The 18,605-nt window shown below is 45.1% G+C and carries 14 protein-coding genes; 3 read left to right on the top strand and 11 right to left on the bottom strand.

Annotated elements, in window-relative coordinates; genetic code table 11:
* Positions 1 to 4 precede the first annotated feature (4 nt).
* Together ACPEGP_RS03100 and ACPEGP_RS03095 are read right to left on the bottom strand one after the other, a co-directional pair.
* Positions 5 to 1,690, bottom strand: a complete 1,686-nt coding sequence (locus ACPEGP_RS03100; protein ID WP_423813900.1) for a DUF3482 domain-containing protein — start codon at positions 1,688 to 1,690, stop codon at positions 5 to 7.
* Positions 1,691 to 1,745: 55 nt separating this feature from the next.
* On the bottom strand, positions 1,746 to 3,146 hold the full coding sequence (locus ACPEGP_RS03095) for a DUF2868 domain-containing protein (protein WP_423813899.1): 1,401 nt from the start codon (positions 3,144 to 3,146) through the stop codon (positions 1,746 to 1,748).
* Between the two features lie 230 nt (positions 3,147 to 3,376).
* On the opposite strand from ACPEGP_RS03095, the gene ACPEGP_RS03090 reads away from it, so the two are divergent.
* Positions 3,377 to 4,132, top strand: coding sequence for an SDR family oxidoreductase (locus ACPEGP_RS03090; protein WP_423813898.1), 756 nt, complete (start codon positions 3,377 to 3,379; stop codon positions 4,130 to 4,132).
* Positions 4,133 to 4,206: 74 nt separating this feature from the next.
* Here the strand turns inward: ACPEGP_RS03090 and ACPEGP_RS03085 are convergent, their stop codons facing one another.
* The 4 genes from ACPEGP_RS03085 to prpF all read right to left on the bottom strand — a co-directional run bounded on the left by ACPEGP_RS03085 (position 4,207) and on the right by prpF (position 9,785).
* Complete coding sequence (locus tag ACPEGP_RS03085; RefSeq protein WP_423813897.1) at positions 4,207 to 5,724, bottom strand: bifunctional 2-methylcitrate dehydratase/aconitate hydratase; 1,518 nt, start codon at positions 5,722 to 5,724, stop codon at positions 4,207 to 4,209.
* A 139-nt stretch (positions 5,725 to 5,863) separates the two neighbouring features.
* Positions 5,864 to 6,454 carry a GNAT family N-acetyltransferase gene (locus tag ACPEGP_RS03080; protein ID WP_144297901.1) on the bottom strand — a complete coding sequence of 197 codons (591 nt, stop codon included), beginning with the start codon at positions 6,452 to 6,454 and terminating at the stop codon, positions 5,864 to 5,866.
* A 76-nt stretch (positions 6,455 to 6,530) separates the two neighbouring features.
* The gene (locus ACPEGP_RS03075) at positions 6,531 to 8,378 is read right to left on the bottom strand and encodes an ABC transporter ATP-binding protein (RefSeq protein WP_423813896.1); all 1,848 of its coding nucleotides are present in this window, start codon (positions 8,376 to 8,378) and stop codon (positions 6,531 to 6,533) included.
* A 153-nt stretch (positions 8,379 to 8,531) separates the two neighbouring features.
* On the bottom strand, positions 8,532 to 9,785 hold the full coding sequence (gene prpF, locus ACPEGP_RS03070) for a 2-methylaconitate cis-trans isomerase PrpF (protein ID WP_423813895.1): 1,254 nt from the start codon (positions 9,783 to 9,785) through the stop codon (positions 8,532 to 8,534).
* Positions 9,786 to 9,885: 100 nt separating this feature from the next.
* Between prpF and ACPEGP_RS03065 the strand changes: the two genes are divergently transcribed.
* On the top strand, positions 9,886 to 10,107 hold the full coding sequence (locus tag ACPEGP_RS03065; RefSeq protein WP_068404729.1) for a TA system antitoxin ParD family protein: 222 nt from the start codon (positions 9,886 to 9,888) through the stop codon (positions 10,105 to 10,107).
* A gap of 17 nt (positions 10,108 to 10,124) precedes the next feature.
* Positions 10,125 to 10,415 (top strand): type II toxin-antitoxin system RelE/ParE family toxin, encoded by a 291-nt coding sequence (locus ACPEGP_RS03060; protein WP_423813894.1) that lies wholly within the window; start codon positions 10,125 to 10,127, stop codon positions 10,413 to 10,415.
* Positions 10,416 to 10,525: 110 nt separating this feature from the next.
* On the opposite strand, the gene acnD is transcribed toward ACPEGP_RS03060, so the two are convergent.
* The 5 genes from acnD to ACPEGP_RS03035 form a co-directional block, all read right to left on the bottom strand.
* Entirely contained in the window at positions 10,526 to 13,183 is a 2,658-nt protein-coding gene (gene acnD / locus ACPEGP_RS03055) for a Fe/S-dependent 2-methylisocitrate dehydratase AcnD (RefSeq protein ID WP_423813893.1), read from the bottom strand.
* 240 nt (positions 13,184 to 13,423) lie between these two features.
* Positions 13,424 to 14,563, bottom strand: coding sequence for a bifunctional 2-methylcitrate synthase/citrate synthase (prpC, locus tag ACPEGP_RS03050; protein ID WP_423813892.1), 1,140 nt, complete (start codon positions 14,561 to 14,563; stop codon positions 13,424 to 13,426).
* 108 nt (positions 14,564 to 14,671) lie between these two features.
* Positions 14,672 to 15,562: a methylisocitrate lyase gene (prpB, locus tag ACPEGP_RS03045; RefSeq protein ID WP_423813891.1), complete on the bottom strand. Its 891-nt coding sequence runs from the start codon at positions 15,560 to 15,562 to the stop codon at positions 14,672 to 14,674.
* 382 nt (positions 15,563 to 15,944) lie between these two features.
* On the bottom strand, positions 15,945 to 17,243 hold the full coding sequence (locus ACPEGP_RS03040; RefSeq protein WP_404814810.1) for an NRAMP family divalent metal transporter: 1,299 nt from the start codon (positions 17,241 to 17,243) through the stop codon (positions 15,945 to 15,947).
* A gap of 339 nt (positions 17,244 to 17,582) precedes the next feature.
* Positions 17,583 to 18,560: a LysR substrate-binding domain-containing protein gene (locus tag ACPEGP_RS03035; protein ID WP_144297894.1), complete on the bottom strand. Its 978-nt coding sequence runs from the start codon at positions 18,558 to 18,560 to the stop codon at positions 17,583 to 17,585.
* Positions 18,561 to 18,605 lie beyond the last annotated feature (45 nt).

Below are 18,605 nucleotides of genomic sequence, written 5' to 3'. Positions count from 1 at the left end.
ATACTTAACGCTCAGGCTTATATAACTGTAATTTATTTGCCAGCGACCACGCCATATCTGCACGCAGTAGCTGAGCCTGTTCAGATTTACCGCTACTAAGTGATGACCATTGTGGTTTGCCGCGAGCTTTTTTAAGCTCACTGGGTAATTTATGTGGCGGCCACGGCGTCACGACACTTTCTTCATTATCGTTACTTAGGTTGTCGTTATTTGAGATATCAGCATCGTTTTTTGCGCCGCTATATATCAGTTGGGTGGCATCGGTTGCTGCATGACCACGATGACGCAGTGCGGTGAGCAAATCTATCGCTCGCGTGGCGAGTAAGGTTAGGGTGGCAGGGTCGATATATAAGCGCTTTACGCCAGTGATTTTATCAGCGATGCTACTGGTATTGGATAATAGCCCACCTGCGATACCACCGATGGCAGCGCCCAAACCTAACGTTGTACCGAGTGCCGCCGCATCAATGCCCAAACCTAATAATGCGCCCGCTGCTGCACCCGATGTCGTGCGAATACCATAGCTTTTGAGCAGTTCAGGGTCAAACGGGTCTTGCTGATAGGCTTGTAACTCAAGTGGCGTTGCTGCCACGGCGTTATCATAAAATTTATATAAGTTAAGCAGGCTATTTTGCATTGCCCGTTCACTCTGCCTGACCGCTTCTTGCATTTGCGCAAGTACGGGCATTGGATCATCATCTTCACTAATTTCACGCACAAAGGAGGCAACATTTAATAAAAAATCGGCAATGATGATATTGGCCTCCTCATAGAGCTGCGCCCAGTTTTCTGTACGGCGTGCCATGAGTTGCTCAAGCATCTCAGAGTGAGTGAGCATGGTGGCAAGATTTTGCCATAAGCGCATCTCATCCTTAAACTCAAAAGCCACGGAATCAAAACGCGTTGAGATGTGCAAGTTACGTCTTGCGAGCATCGTCTGCCATGCGTCGATATTGGCATCTTGACTGTCAGTAAAGTTAAATACCGGCATAACAGGTATTGCAGCCCACGATAAAATAGCCAGCTCATCTTTATACTTACCGAGTACCGGCTCACGCGCATCGACAACATAGATGGCCATATCACTTGCCAGCAGCTGCCGAATCACTTTGGCTTCTTGGCTATAGTCCTCATTGTTACCATTGTTAGCTAGCGCATTGCCGCCTTGGGCAATATCGGCTGCCAAAAACTGCTGCAAACGCTCAATACCGTCACGGCGACTGGCAGTGTTGTCTTCTAGCCAATCCATTAACCCCGAAGCATCTTCTAAACCCGGCGTGTCATACAGCACCACCAATACTTCGCTCGTTTGGCTGTCGGTCAATTTTGCTTGCTCGACATGGCGGGTGGTTGCCGCTTCGTTTTTCACTTCCCCAAAATAAACATCGCGTAGTAACGTGCGCAGTAGTGATGTTTTACCTGTATTGGTATGACCAACGACTGCTAATTTGAGCGCTTCGCCACTGGCAATGGTCTTTTTAGAGACATTATTATTAAAGGCAGTATTAACCGATAGCGCTTGATCATCTGACGCTGGTTTATCCAGCGATAGCTCTGTATCAGCATTCACATTTTCATTTTTAAAATTAGCTTCTGAGTCGCGTACGGGCTCATAGGCTTTATCGGCGAACAGGCCGACAGCTTTGGCACTATCTTGATGGTTGTTTTGATTATTATTGTCATTGTTCATAATAGAATCTTATTATTAATATTATTGAGTACCGGTACTAGAGTATCTAAGCAAGCTAAACCAAGCCAATTTTTCGAGCGGCAAGGGCGGTTTGCCATTGCTGATAACGAACGTCCTGATTTTCTGAGCTTGGGTTTTCTGGGCTTTGCTCTTGCTCGTGGGTGTTAACACTGCTGGCATCACTGAGCAGCTGTACAATAAGGCCGTCTGTGGCATGTTCGGCAATACGATCAAGTTTACGCAGTGTACCTCGGTCAGGTAAAGCCTTGCTATGAATACCTAATAATACTTGAACCGGATGACTGTCTAAGTAAGTCGTTAAGCGCTCCATATCATCACGGTCGTCAACAATACCGAAATTCTCGACATTGTTAATGTTACTGTTATTACTGTGGCTACTCATATCGGCATTCAGTCCTGATTGCCACCAATTATCCTGCTGTGATGGGTATTCAAGTAGAGCAACCAGTTTCTTGCCAGTACTCACTGTCGCTTTTGGCGCGACAGGAGCAGGCGCCGCCTTAAAATCATCTGCATCGACCACATGACGCTGCCAAAAGTTCAGAATCTTTTGATAATATGGCTGCTTGATATCCAAACGCATCTTTTTACGTCGGAACATCAAGGCGCAAAATATCCAAGCAATCGCCCTTGGTACAATACCGTACATCAGCAAGCTACCGACCAATAAGCCTGCCCATTGCCGCGCCATCGATAATGGCATGGCATCCGTCACCAAACGACTCTGCACGATAGCAGCACTGTCAGGCACGGTAAATCCAACCTTGCTTGGTAACCAGCCGAGTACTTGAGTCAAACTGATCAGCGCCTGATCAGAGAGTAATGTCGACTCCCAGCTAAAGCTATACTGGCGCACAATCAACAAAAATATGATCGCAAGCAGCATACCGGTCAAGGTAGCGAGCCACAATTGATGGCTAAAGCGCCCCAGATACCAACGCATACCGCTGTGCTGTAATTGACGCTCGTACAAATCAACCGCCGCTTTGGTGACATCGTCCTTACCGCGTATCAGATAACTTGGACTCACAAAACTGGCAAACCAATTTGACGACTGCTTACCTTGATTAATCAAAGTCATGACTAGCCAGCCTAAGAGCATGATGGTATGAAACCCAAGCAGACAAACCAGCACATAAAAGAAGTTCACCACATTGGTCTGCAGCAAGGTAAACAGCCCCAAAAACCCCGAAATGCACCACAGCACACTCATAACCAGCATAATACCTTTGATGCGCCCATCAATTTTACCAAGCACACGTGCCAGCGCACCGTTACTATCGATACGCGAGGCGCGGCGATGCAACTTTTGAATGGGCTTCCCATCCTCACTTTGCAGCTTTTCTGTGATAAGTAGCGGGTCAGTGGCAAAGACATGCTGCTGCGTCTCAAGCGTTCGTACGAGCTCAGTCAATTGGTCTTGGGGCGATAGCATAGGGCGATGACATCCGTATAAAGGCGTTGGTTAAATTTAAAAGATTAAAGGTTAACGGTATTTAGACATCTCAACTGATAGATGTCGAGTATTTACCCGTCAGTGATTATTGTAGCCTATATAGAATAGCGATAACTTCTATTATTCTTAGCGTTTTAACATAGTAAATGTAAAGTAAATACGCCAAAATGAATGCAAGAATGCATATATATAATAATAAGGAGTGCTTTGTGAATCAAAAAAACTATTTAATCATTGGCGCTAGCGGTGGTATCGGTAAAGCGATGGTTAAACAGCTGATAGAGTTAAGTGCTAATAATAAAAGCAGTGGAAAAATATTTGCCACTTATCATGCAAATCAGCCTAATTTTACGGCTGATAATTTGTATTGGTTACCGATGGATGTCAGCGATGAGAAAAGTATTGAACAAGCCACTGCTGATATTAAGCAGCAAACCACTCATATTGATTGGGTGATTAACTGTGTGGGGCTATTACATACGCCGCATAATCAACCAGAAAAAGCGCTACGACAATTGGAGACGGACTTCTTTTTACAGAATATGCAGATTAACGCCTTAGCCAGCCTGCTGATTGCTAAGCATATCAAGCCCCTACTGGCAAAAGCTGAGCGCAGTACGAACGCACCGGCGATTTTTGCGACCATATCGGCTCGGGTTGGTAGTATTAGCGACAATCAGCTTGGCGGTTGGTACAGCTACCGTATGAGTAAAGCGGCACTAAATATGGGTATGAAGAATTTGAGCATTGAATGGAGTCGGTCGCTAAAGGATGTCTGCGTGGTCGTCATGCAACCAGGCACCGTCGATACCCAGTTATCATCGCCTTTTCAGGGCAATGTGGCTGACGAAAAACTGTTCTCGCCAGCTTATAGCGCCGAGCGTTTACTAGAAGTGCTTGATAGGATGACTGCCGCCCAATCTGGTTGTTTTGTCGATTGGGCAGGTGAGTCGATAGCTTGGTAAAAGGCTGGTAAAAAATTGGTAAAAACCCAATTTATAAAAACAAAAACGCGCTGAACTATTTATACGCTTTAACATTAATTAGCGACAAATAAATCCATAAACTCATTGACTGGGGTTTGCTCTAAGCGCTTCTGATCATCACACAAGGCAAAAATATCCGCGCAGCGACTGTCAATAAAGCGCGTTGCCAAGCTTGCTCGGAACTTCGCTTCTAATACGGGGATACCTTCTGCACGGCGGCGCTTATGACCAATAGGATATTCGACAGCGACTTTATCGGTACTGCTGCCATCTTTAAAGAATATCTGAATGGCATTGGCAATCGAGCGTTTGCTTGGGTCGTGATAATCTTTTGAATAATTGGGATCTTCGACGACGACCATTTTACGGCGCAGCCCATCAATCAAAATATGATGCTGCTCGTGATAATCATCTTCATAGTTCTCTGCCATCAAGTCGCCCGTCAATAAAGGCACGGCAACCATATATTGCAAACAATGATCACGATCGGCAGGATTGGCAAGTGCGCCTTCTTTGGAGATAATTCGAATCGCTGAATCATGCGTGGTCAGGACGACTTTTTCAATATCATCGATCCTATCGTCAACCATAGGATGCAAGATAACCGCTGCTTCACAAGCGGTTTGGGCATGAAATTCGGCAGGAAAGCTTATCTTAAATAAGATATTTTCCATCACATAGCTGCCAAACTCGCGCTGAAAGGTAAAACGGCACTCGCCTGCAGGTTTGAGTGCTAGGTCTTTATTGGTATGGCTAAACAACACATCATAAAACCCCCATTGCGGCGCGGTTAATGCTCCCGGAATGCCCATTTCGCCGCGGCGGGTGATATCGACCAAGCGTACCGCACGACTGGTGGCATCACCTGCCGCCCATGACTTACGGCTACCAGCGTTTGGCGCATGACGATAAGTACGCAGCGCTTGACCATCGACAATCGCTTGCGAGATCGCCGCCATGATGCGCTCGCATGGTAATTTATAGAGTTTGGCGACCACCGCCGTTGAGGCGAGTTTGACTAGGAATACATGGTCTAGACCCACGCGATTAAATGAATTGTCTAAAGCAAGTACGCCTTGAATCTCATGCGCCATAATCATCGCTTCTAATACGTCGCGCATGGTGAGCGGTGCTTTATTTTGGCTGACGTTTTGCTGACTGATATAGTCCGCCACTGCCAAAATTCCGCCTAAGTTGTCTGAGGGATGTCCCCATTCGGCCGCAAGCCACGTATCATTATAATCAAGCCAGCGCACCATACAGCCAATATCAAAAGCGGCTTTAATGGGGTCGAGTCTATGAGGCGTACCAGGGACGCGCGCGCCGTTGGGAGTGATTTGATCGGCGCAATCGGGTCCGAGATGTTTGGTACATTCAGGAAAACGCAGTGCCAGCAGTCCGCAGCCTAGGGTGTCCATCAGACAGTGGCGAGCAGTATTCCAAGCATCGGCACTATTGGGCGAGTCGTTATCGATAGAGTAATTAAGCACATAGTCGGCGATTTTTTGAATCTCATCGTCATACTCTGGACGGACATTGCTCTCTACCGTAGCGTTTTGAGTCGTAGACATAATCGTTACCTCTTCCTTGAGTCCAATATTGGAGCGATTGATAAGCGACATGATTCATCAATCAGTGATGTAACAAAAATAACATACTCAATATCGAACAACAGTGAAGTCGTGTAAGACTGTTTTATCGTTTCATGAGTTACACCATGAGATAAACCAAACCGACAATGAATAAAAGTGCCAGTATCAAGAGTAAAAAACTGAGAATACTACTCACCATTCCCGAGCTTTCTTTTTTCACCTTTACTTTTTTAATGACAGGTAAAACCATGGTGACATGCTCGATACCGTCTTCAAGGTAGCGTTCACCTTCAACGATAAATCCAAGTGATTCGTAAAAGTTTAGCAAATAAGTCTGCGCGGAGATGATGATGGTTTTTTTACCATACTTTTTACGGCAGTATTTGATGGCTTCAAGCATCATTTGACGGGCAACGCCATAGCCGCGATGCTCTGCTAGCACCAAAACCCTGCCGATCGCTGGTATCGGACCTGACGGGTTAACCGAGGGTCTTTTATGATTAAATTGCGGCGGGATAATGCGGCAATAGCCAATCAAGGCTTCATTTTGATGAGCGACCAGATGCAGACAATCAAAATCGACCTCGTCCATATCTTGATACGGGCAATTTTGCTCGACCACAAATACTTGTGAGCGCGCTTTTAAAATATGGTAAACATCAACGGTAGTCAGCTCATCAAAGGTTTTTATAGAAAATTCACAGGTCATAGTCGGCTAGCTTTTAACGATTTAAAGGGTTTTTTAATGTCTTAAAGACTGAGCATTATAACGATTTCGCCCCGCATTAACTATTTAAGGTTTGACTGATTTTATCTAAATTCAAACTATCGGACATGGCATTGAATATCTCATAGTATTTATCGTGATTGGCATAAAGCTCCTCATGCGTGCCAGTCTCCATCACACGGCCATTTTCAATCACCACCAAGTCATCGGCGTCAATAATTTGTGAGATATTGTGCGAGACAATGATCACCGTACGGTCTTTTTTGATTAAATCCAAGCTGTGCTTAATTTGCTGGGTGGCAATAGCGTCAAGGCTGGCCGTTGGTTCATCCAAAAATACGATCGGTGGGTTTTTTAAAAACATCCGTGCCAGCGCGATACGCTGCTGCTGACCGCCGGAGAGTAGTTTGGCTTCACTGTCATAGCCTTCAGGCATACCAACGACTTGCTCATGAATAGAGGCTTGTTTGGCGGCGTCGACAATCTCCTCATCGGTGGCATCCATCGCCCCGTAACGAATGTTGTCGGCGATCGTCCCTGAGAAAATATGGTTCTTTTGTAGCACCAAACCGATTTGCTCACGCAAGTCATGGGTGCTGTAGTCCTCTAAATTACGCCCATCGAGACAAATGGTGCCGCTACTTGGGTCATAAAACTTGACCAATAAATTAATAATCGTGCTTTTACCCGCGCCACTGAGCCCAACCAAAGCGGTGATACGATTGGGATGAATATTAAAGCTCACATCATGCAGCGCCTGCTTACCATTGGGGTAGGAGAAATTGACATCTTTTAGCTCAATATGGCCTTTTAAATCGGTGCATTTGACTTTACCTTCGTTTTCAATTGCTTGGTCATCGTCCAAGATATCAAAAAAACCTTCGGCATAGGTGAGGGCATTATTAATCTGGTCGTAAATACGGTGCAATTCGCGAATGGGAGCCGCGACGTTTTGAAACAGTAGGATATGGAACATAATGGCGCCAATGGTCATCTGTCCGTTGAGCACAAAATATGAGGTTAGGACAATAATTGCCACCACGCCGATTTGCTCGATAAAGGTTTTGCCAGCGTTATACATAAACGCAATACTGCGAATACGTAGCTGATTGGCGGTCATATCCTTTTGGATGTCCCAATGCTTACCGGACTCAATCGACTCGCGCACAAAGGATTTAATCACCGTGATAGAGTCAATAATCGAAATCACCAAGCCGCTTTTGGTCTCGCGATATTGGCGCATTTGTTTGCGAAACCCTTGCAGACGGTTGGCTTGGCGCTGACTGACAAAAAAGTAAATCGGCACAATAATCAAACCGACCATACCGACCCAAAAATTGGCGTTAAACATAATGATTAATGACACGATAGCACTGGCAAACAGCGGCAGCATGTCAATAAAGAAGTTTTGTACCAATTGCGTGAGACTGCTGACCCCCAAATCAATGCGGGTTTGCAGCTTACCGCTGGCGTTCTCGTCGCTGGTATAAAACGCCATTTTGTAAGACAAAATACGGTCAACTACCTTTTGTGACAAATCACGCGATAGGTTAATACGGATACGCTCACCAAAATAGCGCTGACCAAAGGTAATGATGACGTTAAGGACTTCTTTCACCAATAAAATCACGCTAATGAGCGTCAGTAATTTTATACCTTCTACCCATGGGTCAGGTAAACCAACAATATTGGTCAAAGTATCGATGGTATATTGCAAGACAAAGGCATTCACCTGCGCGGTAAACGACCCAAGCACTGTCAATATTAAGGTTAAAATAAAAAGCCCGCGATAGGGTCTTGCAAACTCTCCGAGCCTTTTTAAAATCGACCACAGCAAAGCCCCCCGTTCCTTTTTTTTGGTGGGCGGCTTGATGTCTAAAGGAACACGGCGTGGCGGAGTACTCATAGGGTTAAGGCGCTATTTAATTTGATATTGGCATGTATTAACTGCTTATTATTCATAATAATAAGCGACCACCAGTATAAAGACTTTAAGCAGTATCTTAAACCTTGTTACCTTTAATTTTCTTTTAAGTTCGTTTCCTAAAAATTGTCGTTATTAAAAAGCATCCGCTGGTACAAAAACTTCACCAACCATAATACGGCGAGCAGAGCGGCTCATGGAGACTTTTTTGGCTTGCCAGCGTCCGTTCACGCGTTCGGTTTTACCGCCGACGAGTAGCGTTCCTGATGGATGCCCAAAGCGCACTTCACCTAATTCGCTACCACCAGCTGCTTCATTGACCAGTGTACCCTGTGTGGTCGCTGCTGCGGCAATCGCCACCGCTGCCGTACCCATCATCGCATGATGTAATTGTCCCATACTCATCGCGCGTACGACTAAGTCAATGTCTGCTGCATCAACGGCTTTGCCACTTGAGGCGCTATAACTTTGTGCAGGGGCAACCCAAGCAATCTTTGGAATATGTTGACTACTTTGTGCTTCACTGACGTCTTTAAATAACCCCATCGCAACGCCGCCTTTGGCACGGATTTCCTCTAACTTAGCTAAGGTTTCGCTATTACTATTGATGTCGCCTTGCAGTTCCGTACCAGTAAAGCCTAAATCAGCGCTTTTCATAAAGATAGTTGGGATACCGGCACTGATAAAGGTGGCCTTGACGCTATCGGTATTTAGACCACAGCCAGACACATCAAAATCATCGATTAGGTTGCCCGTGGGGAACATATCGCTTGATGAATCTACCGGGTCGATAAATTCAATCTTTACTTCGGCAGCAGGAAAGGTCACACCGTCTAATTCAAAATCGCCGGTTTCTTGCACTTGTACCTTGCCTTGCGCATCTAAGTAAACAGGCACATGAGCGATAATGGTTTTACTGATATTTTCTTGCCAAATGCGTACTTCGCAAATGCCACTCTCACTACTGTCATCAATACTATTAGTAACTTTATCAGCATCAACTAAGCCCATATTGATAGCACAAGCACCAACTGCTGCGGTTAAATTACCGCAATTTCCCGCCCAATCTATCATAGGTTTGGCGATATTGACTTGTCCAAACAAGTAATTGACATCGTGATCTGCTTGCTTGGCTTTAGATAAAATCACCGTCTTTGAAGTGCTAGAGCTACCATTACCCAAGCCGTCAATTTGCTTGCCATAAGGATCAGGACTACCAATGACCCGCAAAAGGAAATTATCGCGCGCCTTGCCAGCAACTTGGCAACGCTCTGGTAAATCTGTTAATTTAAAGAAAATGCCTTTTGAGGTGCCGCCGCGCATATAAGTGGCAGGGACGGAGATTTGTGGGGCAAATTTTGGTGTGTTTTCTAAAGTTGATTGGGTCATTTCTTATTCCTTATATCTGTTTATGAGGATGAGAGTCGTTAATACACTATTTTTGTGGTAAAATACCACAAGGATTAATATTTTGAATATGGAGAAAGTTATGTCCACTGCAAGCATACGTCTTAACAAGGCGCTGGTTGATAAAGCCTATGCGATATCTAAAGCACAACATCGTACCCCGCCAAAGCAAATAGAGCATTGGGCTACCATTGGACAAATTATGGAAGACAACCCTGATCTGTCTTACGAATTTGTTCGTCAGCTTTTGATTGCGCAAGCAGAAGTTGATGCTGGTATGGTTGAACCCTACGAATTTGGATAGTTTACTTTGGATAAACAATGACTCAGTCTTTAAGTATTATTCAATCGCATAGTTTTAAAAAAGCCGTTAAAAAATTGCACAATAATCAGAAAGCTGATTTAGATGATGCTGTACGTGCCATCATTGACCATCCTGATATAGGTGTGCAAAAGGTAGGTGACTTATCATCAGTACGAATTTATAAGTTTAAAATGCTAAAGCAGTTAACATTATTGGCTTATCAAATCGATGATGGTCAACTTGTCCTTACCTTGTTAATGTTTGGCCTACATGAGAACTTTTATCGGGACGTTAAATTAATACTTTAATGCTCGTTATAAAGCACTAGGCTCATTATTTTTCATATCTAAAGATTAAAAAGCCGATGCCGTATAATTTATACAACATCGGCTCTTTGATTACTCAAAATCCATGCGGATTACGCAATATCTAGCGTGCCATCGATAAACTCTTTGGCAAAGCGTTGTAGCATACCGCCAGCGTTATACATTTTGACTTCATCAGCGGTATCTAAACGGCAGATAACAGGTGCTTTATCGACGGTGCCGTCTTTACGATGAATCACTAACGTCATCTCACCACGAGCAGATACTTCGCCTTCGATATCGAATATTTCAGTACCATCGATATTTAAGGTATTGCGATTGACCCCTTCTTTAAACTGCAAGGGGAGCGCGCCCATACCGACCAAGTTTTGACGATGGATACGTTCAAAATCTTCTGCAACCACGACTTCAACGCCAGCCAGACGTACACCTTTGGCAGCCCAGTCACGGCTTGAGCCTTGACCATAGCCGTCGCCGGCGATGATGATCAGCGGTTGCTCGCGGTTCATATAGGTTTCAATCGCTTCCCACATGCGCATGACCTGACCTTCTGGCTCTACTCTAGCAAGTGACCCTTGAATCACGTCACCGTTCTCGTCGCGTACCATCTCATTGAGCAATTTAGGGTTGGCAAAGGTCGCACGCTGCGCCGTTAAGTGATCGCCGCGATGAGTCGCATAAGAGTTATAGTCTTCCGCAGGCAGGCCCATGGTATCAAGGTACTCGCCAGCAGCCGAATCGCCCAAAATCGCGTTAGACGGTGACAAATGGTCAGTGGTGATATTATCGCCAAGCACCGCCAGTGGACGCATACCTTTTAGCTTATTCATCGCCGCCATTTTGCCTTCCCAATACGGCGGACGACGGATATAAGTGGTCATCTCGCGCCAGTCATACAGTGGGCTTAGCGCTTTGCTGGTATCTTTTTTGGCTTCATCGAACATCGGGATATAAACGGCGTTAAATTGCTCAGGCTTCACGGCTGCCGCGACGATAGCATCAACTTCATCGTCATCAAACCAGATGTCTTTTAAATACACGTCATTGCCATCTTGATCTTTACCTAACGAGTCTTTTTCGATATCAAAGCGAATGTTACCGGCGATAGCGTAGGCAATCACTAATGGCGGTGACGCTAAAAACGCTTGCTTAGCATACGGGTGGATACGACCATCAAAGTTACGGTTGCCAGATAGTACCGCGGTGGTAAATAGGTCACGGTCGATGATTTCTTGCTGGATATCAGGATCTAGCGCGCCACTCATACCGTTACAGGTAGTACAAGCAAAGCCAACCACGTCAAAGCCGATTTCTTGTAGCTCAGGCATCAGGCCAGCTTCTTCTAAGTACATCTTGACCGTTTTTGAGCCGGGTGCTAATGACGATTTTACCCAAGGCTTACGCAGTAAACCTTTTTTATTCGCATTACGGGCGACAAGACCAGCAGCAACCATATTGCGCGGGTTAGACGTATTGGTACAGCTGGTAATCGCAGCGATAATCACGGCGCCATCTGGCATTAAGCCATCTTTCGGTTCAGGTAATTTCTCATTTTCTCCATGAGCAATGCCTTTCGCAACCAAGTCTGTGGTTGAAACGCGCGCATGCGGACGCGAAGGACCTGCCATGTTACGAACGACTTTTGATAAATCAAACTCAAGAACGCGTGGATAAACGGCATTTTCCATACCGTCAGCCCACAGACCGGTTTGCTTAGCATACTGCTCAACCAGTTTGATTTGTTCTTCACTACGGCCCGTTAGACGCAAATAGTCAATGGTTTGCTCATCGATATAGAACATCGCGGCGGTTGCACCATATTCTGGGGTCATGTTTGAGATAGACGCACGATCACCAACGCTTAATTGGCGTGCCCCTTCACCGAAGAATTCGATATAAGTAGAGACTACGCCTGCATCACGCAAGAACTCGGTCATCGCCAATACCAAATCGGTACCAGTAATGCCTTTTTGCAATTTACCGGTTAATTTGACCCCAACATAATCTGGCAGGCGCATATAAGATGGATTACCTAGCATGACGCTCTCCGCTTCAAGCCCGCCAACACCGATTGAAATCACACCCAAAGCATCAACCATCGGCGTATGGCTATCCGTACCAACCAAAGTGTCGGCAAACGCCACTTGTTCACCGGCTTTGTTTTGTACCACTTGCACGACCGGTGACATTTTTTCTAGGTTGATTTGATGCATAATTCCGTTACCGGGCGGTACGACGTTGACGTTATCAAAAGCGTACTGGCACCAGTTGATAAAGTGAAAACGGTCATCGTTACGGCGCTCTTCGATGGCGCGGTTTTTCTCAAAAGCGTTTTCTTCAAAGCCTGCATGCTCAACGGCTAGTGAATGGTCGACAATAAGCTGAGTCGGTACGATAGGGTTTACTTTTGATGGATCACCGCCTTGCTCGGCGATGGCATCACGTAGACCTGCCAAGTCAACAAACGCGGTCTGACCTAAAATATCGTGGCAGACGACGCGAGCAGGATACCACGGAAAATCGAGGTCTTGCTTGCCTTCAATATGCTGCTTAAGGGCTGCGGTTAAGTCTTCTGGTGGGCAGCGGCGTACCAAGTTTTCACACAATACTTTTGAGCAGAACGGTAGTTTGTCATAGGCGCCAGCTTCGATATTTTCAATCGCTTCACGGGCGTCAAAGTAATACAAATCAGTATCGGGTAATGGTTTTTTAAATTGTTCATTCATCGGTTGTACGAGGGCGTTGTCCATAAGTCACCTTTGGCTGTTGGCTGGTTGCAATGTGGATTGAAAAGAATAGTTCGTTTGGCAAAATCATTTTTAATAATAAAAAGTAGCTTTGCTAAAAAAACTTTTAAGCGTTAATTTTTTAAACATTGAAGGTAGGGAGTTGTAGGGCGTGTCTTCAGCTGTTTTACTAAAAATGAAGATGAAGATGAAGCACACCCTACAAACATATTGTTTTAAGAAAAATTGTTATTTCAAGACGAGTTAACGCGCACTCATCTCTGGTACTGGGCGCAGCTCTTCACCAGTATATTCCGCACTTGGGCGAATGATACGGTTATTGGCACGCTGTTCAAAAACGTGGGCCGCCCAGCCGGTTAGGCGCGAGCAAACAAAGATTGGCGTGAACAGTTTGGTTGGAATTCCCATAAAGTGATAAGCAGACGCATGGAAGAAATCGGCGTTACAGAAGAGTTTTTTCTCGCGCCACATCACTTCTTCACAGCGTACTGATACTGGGTATAGCACCTCATCACCAACGTCAGCAGCGAGCTTTTCCGCCCAGCCTTTAATAACGACGTTACGTGGGTCTGATTCGCTATAGATGGCATGACCAAAGCCCATGATTTTGTCTTTACGGGCCAGCATTGCCATCATCTCTTCTTCAGCTTCGTCGGCTGATGTAAAGCCTTCAATCATATCCATCGCCGCTTCATTGGCGCCGCCATGCAAGTGACCACGTAATGAGCCAATCGCGCCAGTGATACAAGAGTGGATATCAGATAGGGTAGAGGCACAAACACGCGCGGTAAAGGTTGAGGCGTTAAACTCATGCTCAGCATAAAGAATGAGCGATACGTTCATAACTTTGGTATGCAGCTCGTTTGGTTTTTCACCTTTAAGCAGATGTAAGAAATGACCGCCAATGGTGTCATCATCGGTCTCGGTTTCGATACGCACGTTATCATGAGTAAAGCGATACCAGTAATTGATGATAGACGGGAAAACCGCCAGCATGCGGTCGGTTTTGTCATTCTGTTGTGAGAAATCAGTTTCCATCTCAAGGTTACCTAGCATCGAGCAACCGGTACGCAGTACATCCATCGGATGCGCTTGTGCTGGGATACGCTCAAGGACATCTTTTAATGCTTGCGGTAAACCACGCATTTTTTTGAGTTTGGCTTGATAAGCATCAAGCTCGCTTTGGGTTGGCAAGTTGCCATAAAGTAGCAAATAAGCCACTTCTTCAAAGACGCATTTATCGGCCAACTCTGACACATCATAACCACGATAGGTTAGACCTGAGCCTGATTTACCGACCGTCGATAGTGCCGTCTTGCCCGCGACCTGACCACGTAGACCTGCGCCTGACAATACTTTTGTTGATTGGTTCTGTGCTGCCATGTTAAATTCCTTTTGTTGGTAGCTCTTTTTGAGTTAAAAAATAAAGATGACTAAAAGTGAATAAGCAAAACCAAAGGTAGATGATTTTGCTTATGGTTGACTTAATGCTTATTTACTATTGGCAAACAGCTTATCTAGCGTTTGCTCAAACTCATGATAGTTTAAGAAGTCATAAAGCTCCATACGCGTTTGCATGGTATCGACGACTTTCTCTTGCGTACCATCATCAAGCAGATGCTGATAAACGTTTAGTGCCGCTTTATTCATCGCACGAAACGCTGATAAGGGATACAGTGCCATATCAACCCCAACGTCATATAACTGCTCAGTGGTATAAAGGTCGGTTTGACCAAACTCAGTCATATTGGCAAGCACTGGAATATCAAGCACATCAGTAAATTTGCGATACATCTCAATATCAGTCAATGCTTCGGCAAAAATCATGTCAGCACCAGCCTCTTGGAAAGCAACGGCGCGCTCAACCGCTGCATCAAGCCCTTCAACAGATAGGGCGTCTGTACGAGCCATGACCACAAAGTCTTTGTCTGTTTTGGCATCAAGTGCCGCTTTTAAACGATCAACCATCTCAGAGATACTAACGATTTCTTTATTTGGGCGATGTCCACAGCGTTTTTGCGCCACTTGGTCTTCGATATGCACCGCTGCAACGCCGGCTTTTTCCATTTTTTTAATGGTTTGAGCGATATTGAAGGCACCGCCGAAGCCAGTGTCGATATCGACCAATAGCGGCGTCTCAACTGCATCAGTAATACGGCGTGCGTCTTCTAAGACATTATCAAGGCTGGTCATCCCTAGATCAGGCAGACCAAATGAGGCATTGGCTACGCCCGCACCTGAGAGATATAGCGCTTGATGACCGACTTGGGTTGCCATCATCGCCGTATAAGCGTTGATCGCGCCGACAATTTGTAATGGTTGGTTGTTATCGTTTTTTTGTTTTATTGCACTGCGAAAGCGAGCGCCAGCTGAAGAGGTCATATCGTCGTCCTTACGTGGAGGGTAATCTTATCGTGTGATGAAGGATAAAGTTGTTGTGCTTGATTATACCCAATTATCCATGTCTGCAAAGCGGTGTTTCTCAAGCTTATATTAAATTTACTTTAAACAGTGATTACCTATATTAAATATATTCAATTGTAGAATAGTAATATCCATTTTTTAAACCTTTATCATAATAGTTATTCATATTACTAAAGTCGTCATCTTTACCATATTAATTAATTTACATTTAGTTACAAATAGCTGGGTTTTTTGTCAGTCAACTCTTAAAAAAATAATCACTTAACAATAAAAAGCCCTCATAGCAGGGCTAAAAGGGCTTTTTTTACTTCTATCATAGAATCTTAATGGTAAATATTGCTTAACCAATAAATCCTGCAAGGTTAGCAAGGAACAAGAGCGCAAAACCTGCCAAGAATATCAGACCTGCAATGGATAAAGCGTTCATACCCATTGATAGTTTTTTATGGTTTTTAACCAATGAATAATTAAGCCAACCAAAAATAGGCGCCGAGACAAACGCCGATATCATCGCAAACTTAAGCATCACCCCTAATTGTCCGGTAAAGAAAGTGATAATCACCAATCCGCCACCAATCGCATAAGTGGTCCAAAAAGCGATTTGTTTTTTATTAATCTCACTTTGACCTTTAATCAAACGCCAGCATTCGGCATTGGCGCGGCCGTAACCATCAGCGCAGGTAATCGTGGTGCCAAACATGCACATAAAGGCGACGAAGGCGACCAGTAGGCGTGACCATTCGCCAATGGTGGCGGTATACATGTTAATCAGCTGATTGATATAAGCGCCGCCGACCAGTTCAATCTCTTGACCCGAGCCATATTGTACGAACACACCTAACGCTAAGAAAAACAGGGCTAAAATAGCCGACACTGCGTAACCAACGTTAAAGTCTAACAAACCTTGGCGGTGAGTGGTGTTGTCGGTTTTTCTTTTGGCTGACGTCCACATCGAGGTAATCGCTGCAAACTCAAGTGGCGCTGGCATCCAGCCCATCAGTGCGACAATGAAACCCAAGGTCGCAAGATTCCAAGGAGATGCGGCGACAAAATCTGTCACCATAACAGTTGGCTTGCCAGCGGCAATGACCACCGCGGCGACAGTTGCTGTGGTCAGGGCAATCATAATCCACTTGGTCACGCCATCGAGCAGCTTATAGTGACCAGCAATCAAGAAGAACCATGATACTGCTACGATAATCATCGACAAGCTCATGGTTGAGAGCTGAACAGAGGCGGGCAGCATAAAGCCTAAGATAACCGCTGCTATTAGGGACACCGCACCCGTACTAATCACCGCTGATAGGATGGAGAGAATAAAGTAAATCCAAAGATAGGCCTTTGAGCGTTTGGCATAGCCTGCGATCAAACTCTCGCCCGTATCATAAACATAATCGGTGCCGAAGCGAAAAAACGGATACTTAAAGACGTTGGCTAAAATAATCATAATCGCCAGCTGCCAGCCATATAGCGCGCCCGCCTGCGTCGATGAAATCAGATGCGAGCCACCGATAGCAGCAGTCGCCATTAATATACCGGGGCCAAAAATCCGCCAGCTAAATCCTTCTTGCTGGGGAACAGCGTACCCAGTTGCGCCATCGTCGGTGGCGCTTGGAGTGTTGAGTGGTTGTGTGGTCATGAATACCTCGAAATGGTTAAAACGGCAAAACATCACTTACCTGTGTCAGTTTGCCAGTGATCATGAGAGAAATGGTTTATACGATATATATAGCAGTTAAACTATAAATATAAAACGATTCATCTTGTATCGACTTTAGCATACTGCTGCTGAGCAAGATAAGGATTATTTTAATTATTATTACTAATAGTTTGCATACCTATTCTTGATGGTTAGCATGATAGTTTATGAATATCAAGGGTTAGCGCCAATTTTTTTGCCGGTTCTTTATACCACAATATGCTGCCGATAGCTGCCATTTCGAACGATTTAAAGCGCTTCGATGTACTTTAATACTCTTTACCCTTGCGAGGCAAAACTTTGCTTGCGATAAGTGATACCGCGGCGCTCATAGACTTGATAAATCGCGCTAAGTAAGTCGGGGATTTTTGGATGGATAAAGTCTTTAAGGGTATGCAGGTAGATAGGAGAGGTAGCATTTTCATGCAATAGGCGACGATAGACGATTTGCTCAGTACGCACCGTTTTTAGGCTGGCAGGGACTAAAGTAATGCCTTCGCCCGCGGCAACCAAACCGAGCGCCACTTGTAAATCACTGACGGTGGTGGTCATAAATGGTGAAATACCATATTGGGCAAATAAATGCAGCAAAGGCTCAGTGACTGGCTCAAAAGAAGGCTGATCGTTAGAAGACTTAATAGGTATCGCGGTCGTCGAAATAGGCAGATGGGTTTGATGGTATAAAATCAAGCGGTTATTTGCCAAGTCAATCAGACGCTGCTCATCGCTATCGGCGAGCGGATGTGCTTTAGGCAGTGCTACCAGATAACGCTCATGCCGCAATAGTATTTGCTGAATCCACGGATCTTGATGCGCAAAACGCCCAAAGCCAATATCAATATCACCGCTTTTTAAGGCGTGAATTTGCTGATAGGAACTGATGTCCTTGAGATTGACCTCAATATCAGGATGAGACTGCTTTAGCTTGGCGATAACCTCAGGTAATAGCCCATACAGCACCGATGGTACAAAGCCAATATTTAAAGCCGCACTTGGCGCCGATAAGCGCTGGGTCATACTGGTGACGGTATCAATCTCTGTCAGAATGGTGCTGATTTTATCGTAAAAAAACGCGCCCGCTTCGGTCAGGTGGAGCGGTCTATGATAGCGGTCGATTAATTCTACGCCCATATCGGTTTCAAGTTGCTTGAGCAACCGGCTAAGCGTCGGCTGTGACAACCCCGTCTTGCTAGTAGCGGCGCTAAAGCTTTTAAGATCAGCGATAGCGATAAAGGCATTGAGCTGTTTTAGATCCATATGATGATACTCACCTGTTTATGACGCTCATTTAATCAGATATGT

The organism is Psychrobacter sp. 219-2-C, from assembly GCF_049560815.1.
Taxonomy (GTDB): Bacteria; Pseudomonadota; Gammaproteobacteria; order Pseudomonadales; family Moraxellaceae; genus Psychrobacter; species Psychrobacter faecalis.
The sequence above is the reverse complement of the archived record's forward strand: the minus strand, read 5'-3'. Positions and strand labels throughout refer to the sequence as shown.

Excerpts from the sequence above, each read along its gene's own strand:
- ACPEGP_RS03100 (WP_423813900.1), bottom strand. The coding sequence starts at position 1,690 with ATGAACAATGACAATAATAATCAAAACAACCATCAAGATAGTGCCAAA.
- ACPEGP_RS03095 (WP_423813899.1), bottom strand. The coding sequence starts at position 3,146 with ATGCTATCGCCCCAAGACCAATTGACTGAGCTCGTACGAACGCTTGAG.
- ACPEGP_RS03085 (WP_423813897.1), bottom strand. The coding sequence starts at position 5,724 with ATGTCTACGACTCAAAACGCTACGGTAGAGAGCAATGTCCGTCCAGAG.
- ACPEGP_RS03080 (WP_144297901.1), bottom strand. The coding sequence starts at position 6,454 with ATGACCTGTGAATTTTCTATAAAAACCTTTGATGAGCTGACTACCGTT.
- ACPEGP_RS03075 (WP_423813896.1), bottom strand. The coding sequence starts at position 8,378 with ATGAGTACTCCGCCACGCCGTGTTCCTTTAGACATCAAGCCGCCCACC.
- prpF (WP_423813895.1), bottom strand. The coding sequence starts at position 9,785 with ATGACCCAATCAACTTTAGAAAACACACCAAAATTTGCCCCACAAATC.
- ACPEGP_RS03065 (WP_068404729.1), top strand. The coding sequence starts at position 9,886 with ATGTCCACTGCAAGCATACGTCTTAACAAGGCGCTGGTTGATAAAGCC.
- ACPEGP_RS03060 (WP_423813894.1), top strand. The coding sequence starts at position 10,125 with ATGACTCAGTCTTTAAGTATTATTCAATCGCATAGTTTTAAAAAAGCC.
- acnD (WP_423813893.1), bottom strand. The coding sequence starts at position 13,183 with ATGGACAACGCCCTCGTACAACCGATGAATGAACAATTTAAAAAACCA.
- prpC (WP_423813892.1), bottom strand. The coding sequence starts at position 14,563 with ATGGCAGCACAGAACCAATCAACAAAAGTATTGTCAGGCGCAGGTCTA.
- prpB (WP_423813891.1), bottom strand. The coding sequence starts at position 15,562 with ATGACCTCTTCAGCTGGCGCTCGCTTTCGCAGTGCAATAAAACAAAAA.
- ACPEGP_RS03040 (WP_404814810.1), bottom strand. The coding sequence starts at position 17,243 with ATGACCACACAACCACTCAACACTCCAAGCGCCACCGACGATGGCGCA.
- ACPEGP_RS03035 (WP_144297894.1), bottom strand. The coding sequence starts at position 18,560 with ATGGATCTAAAACAGCTCAATGCCTTTATCGCTATCGCTGATCTTAAA.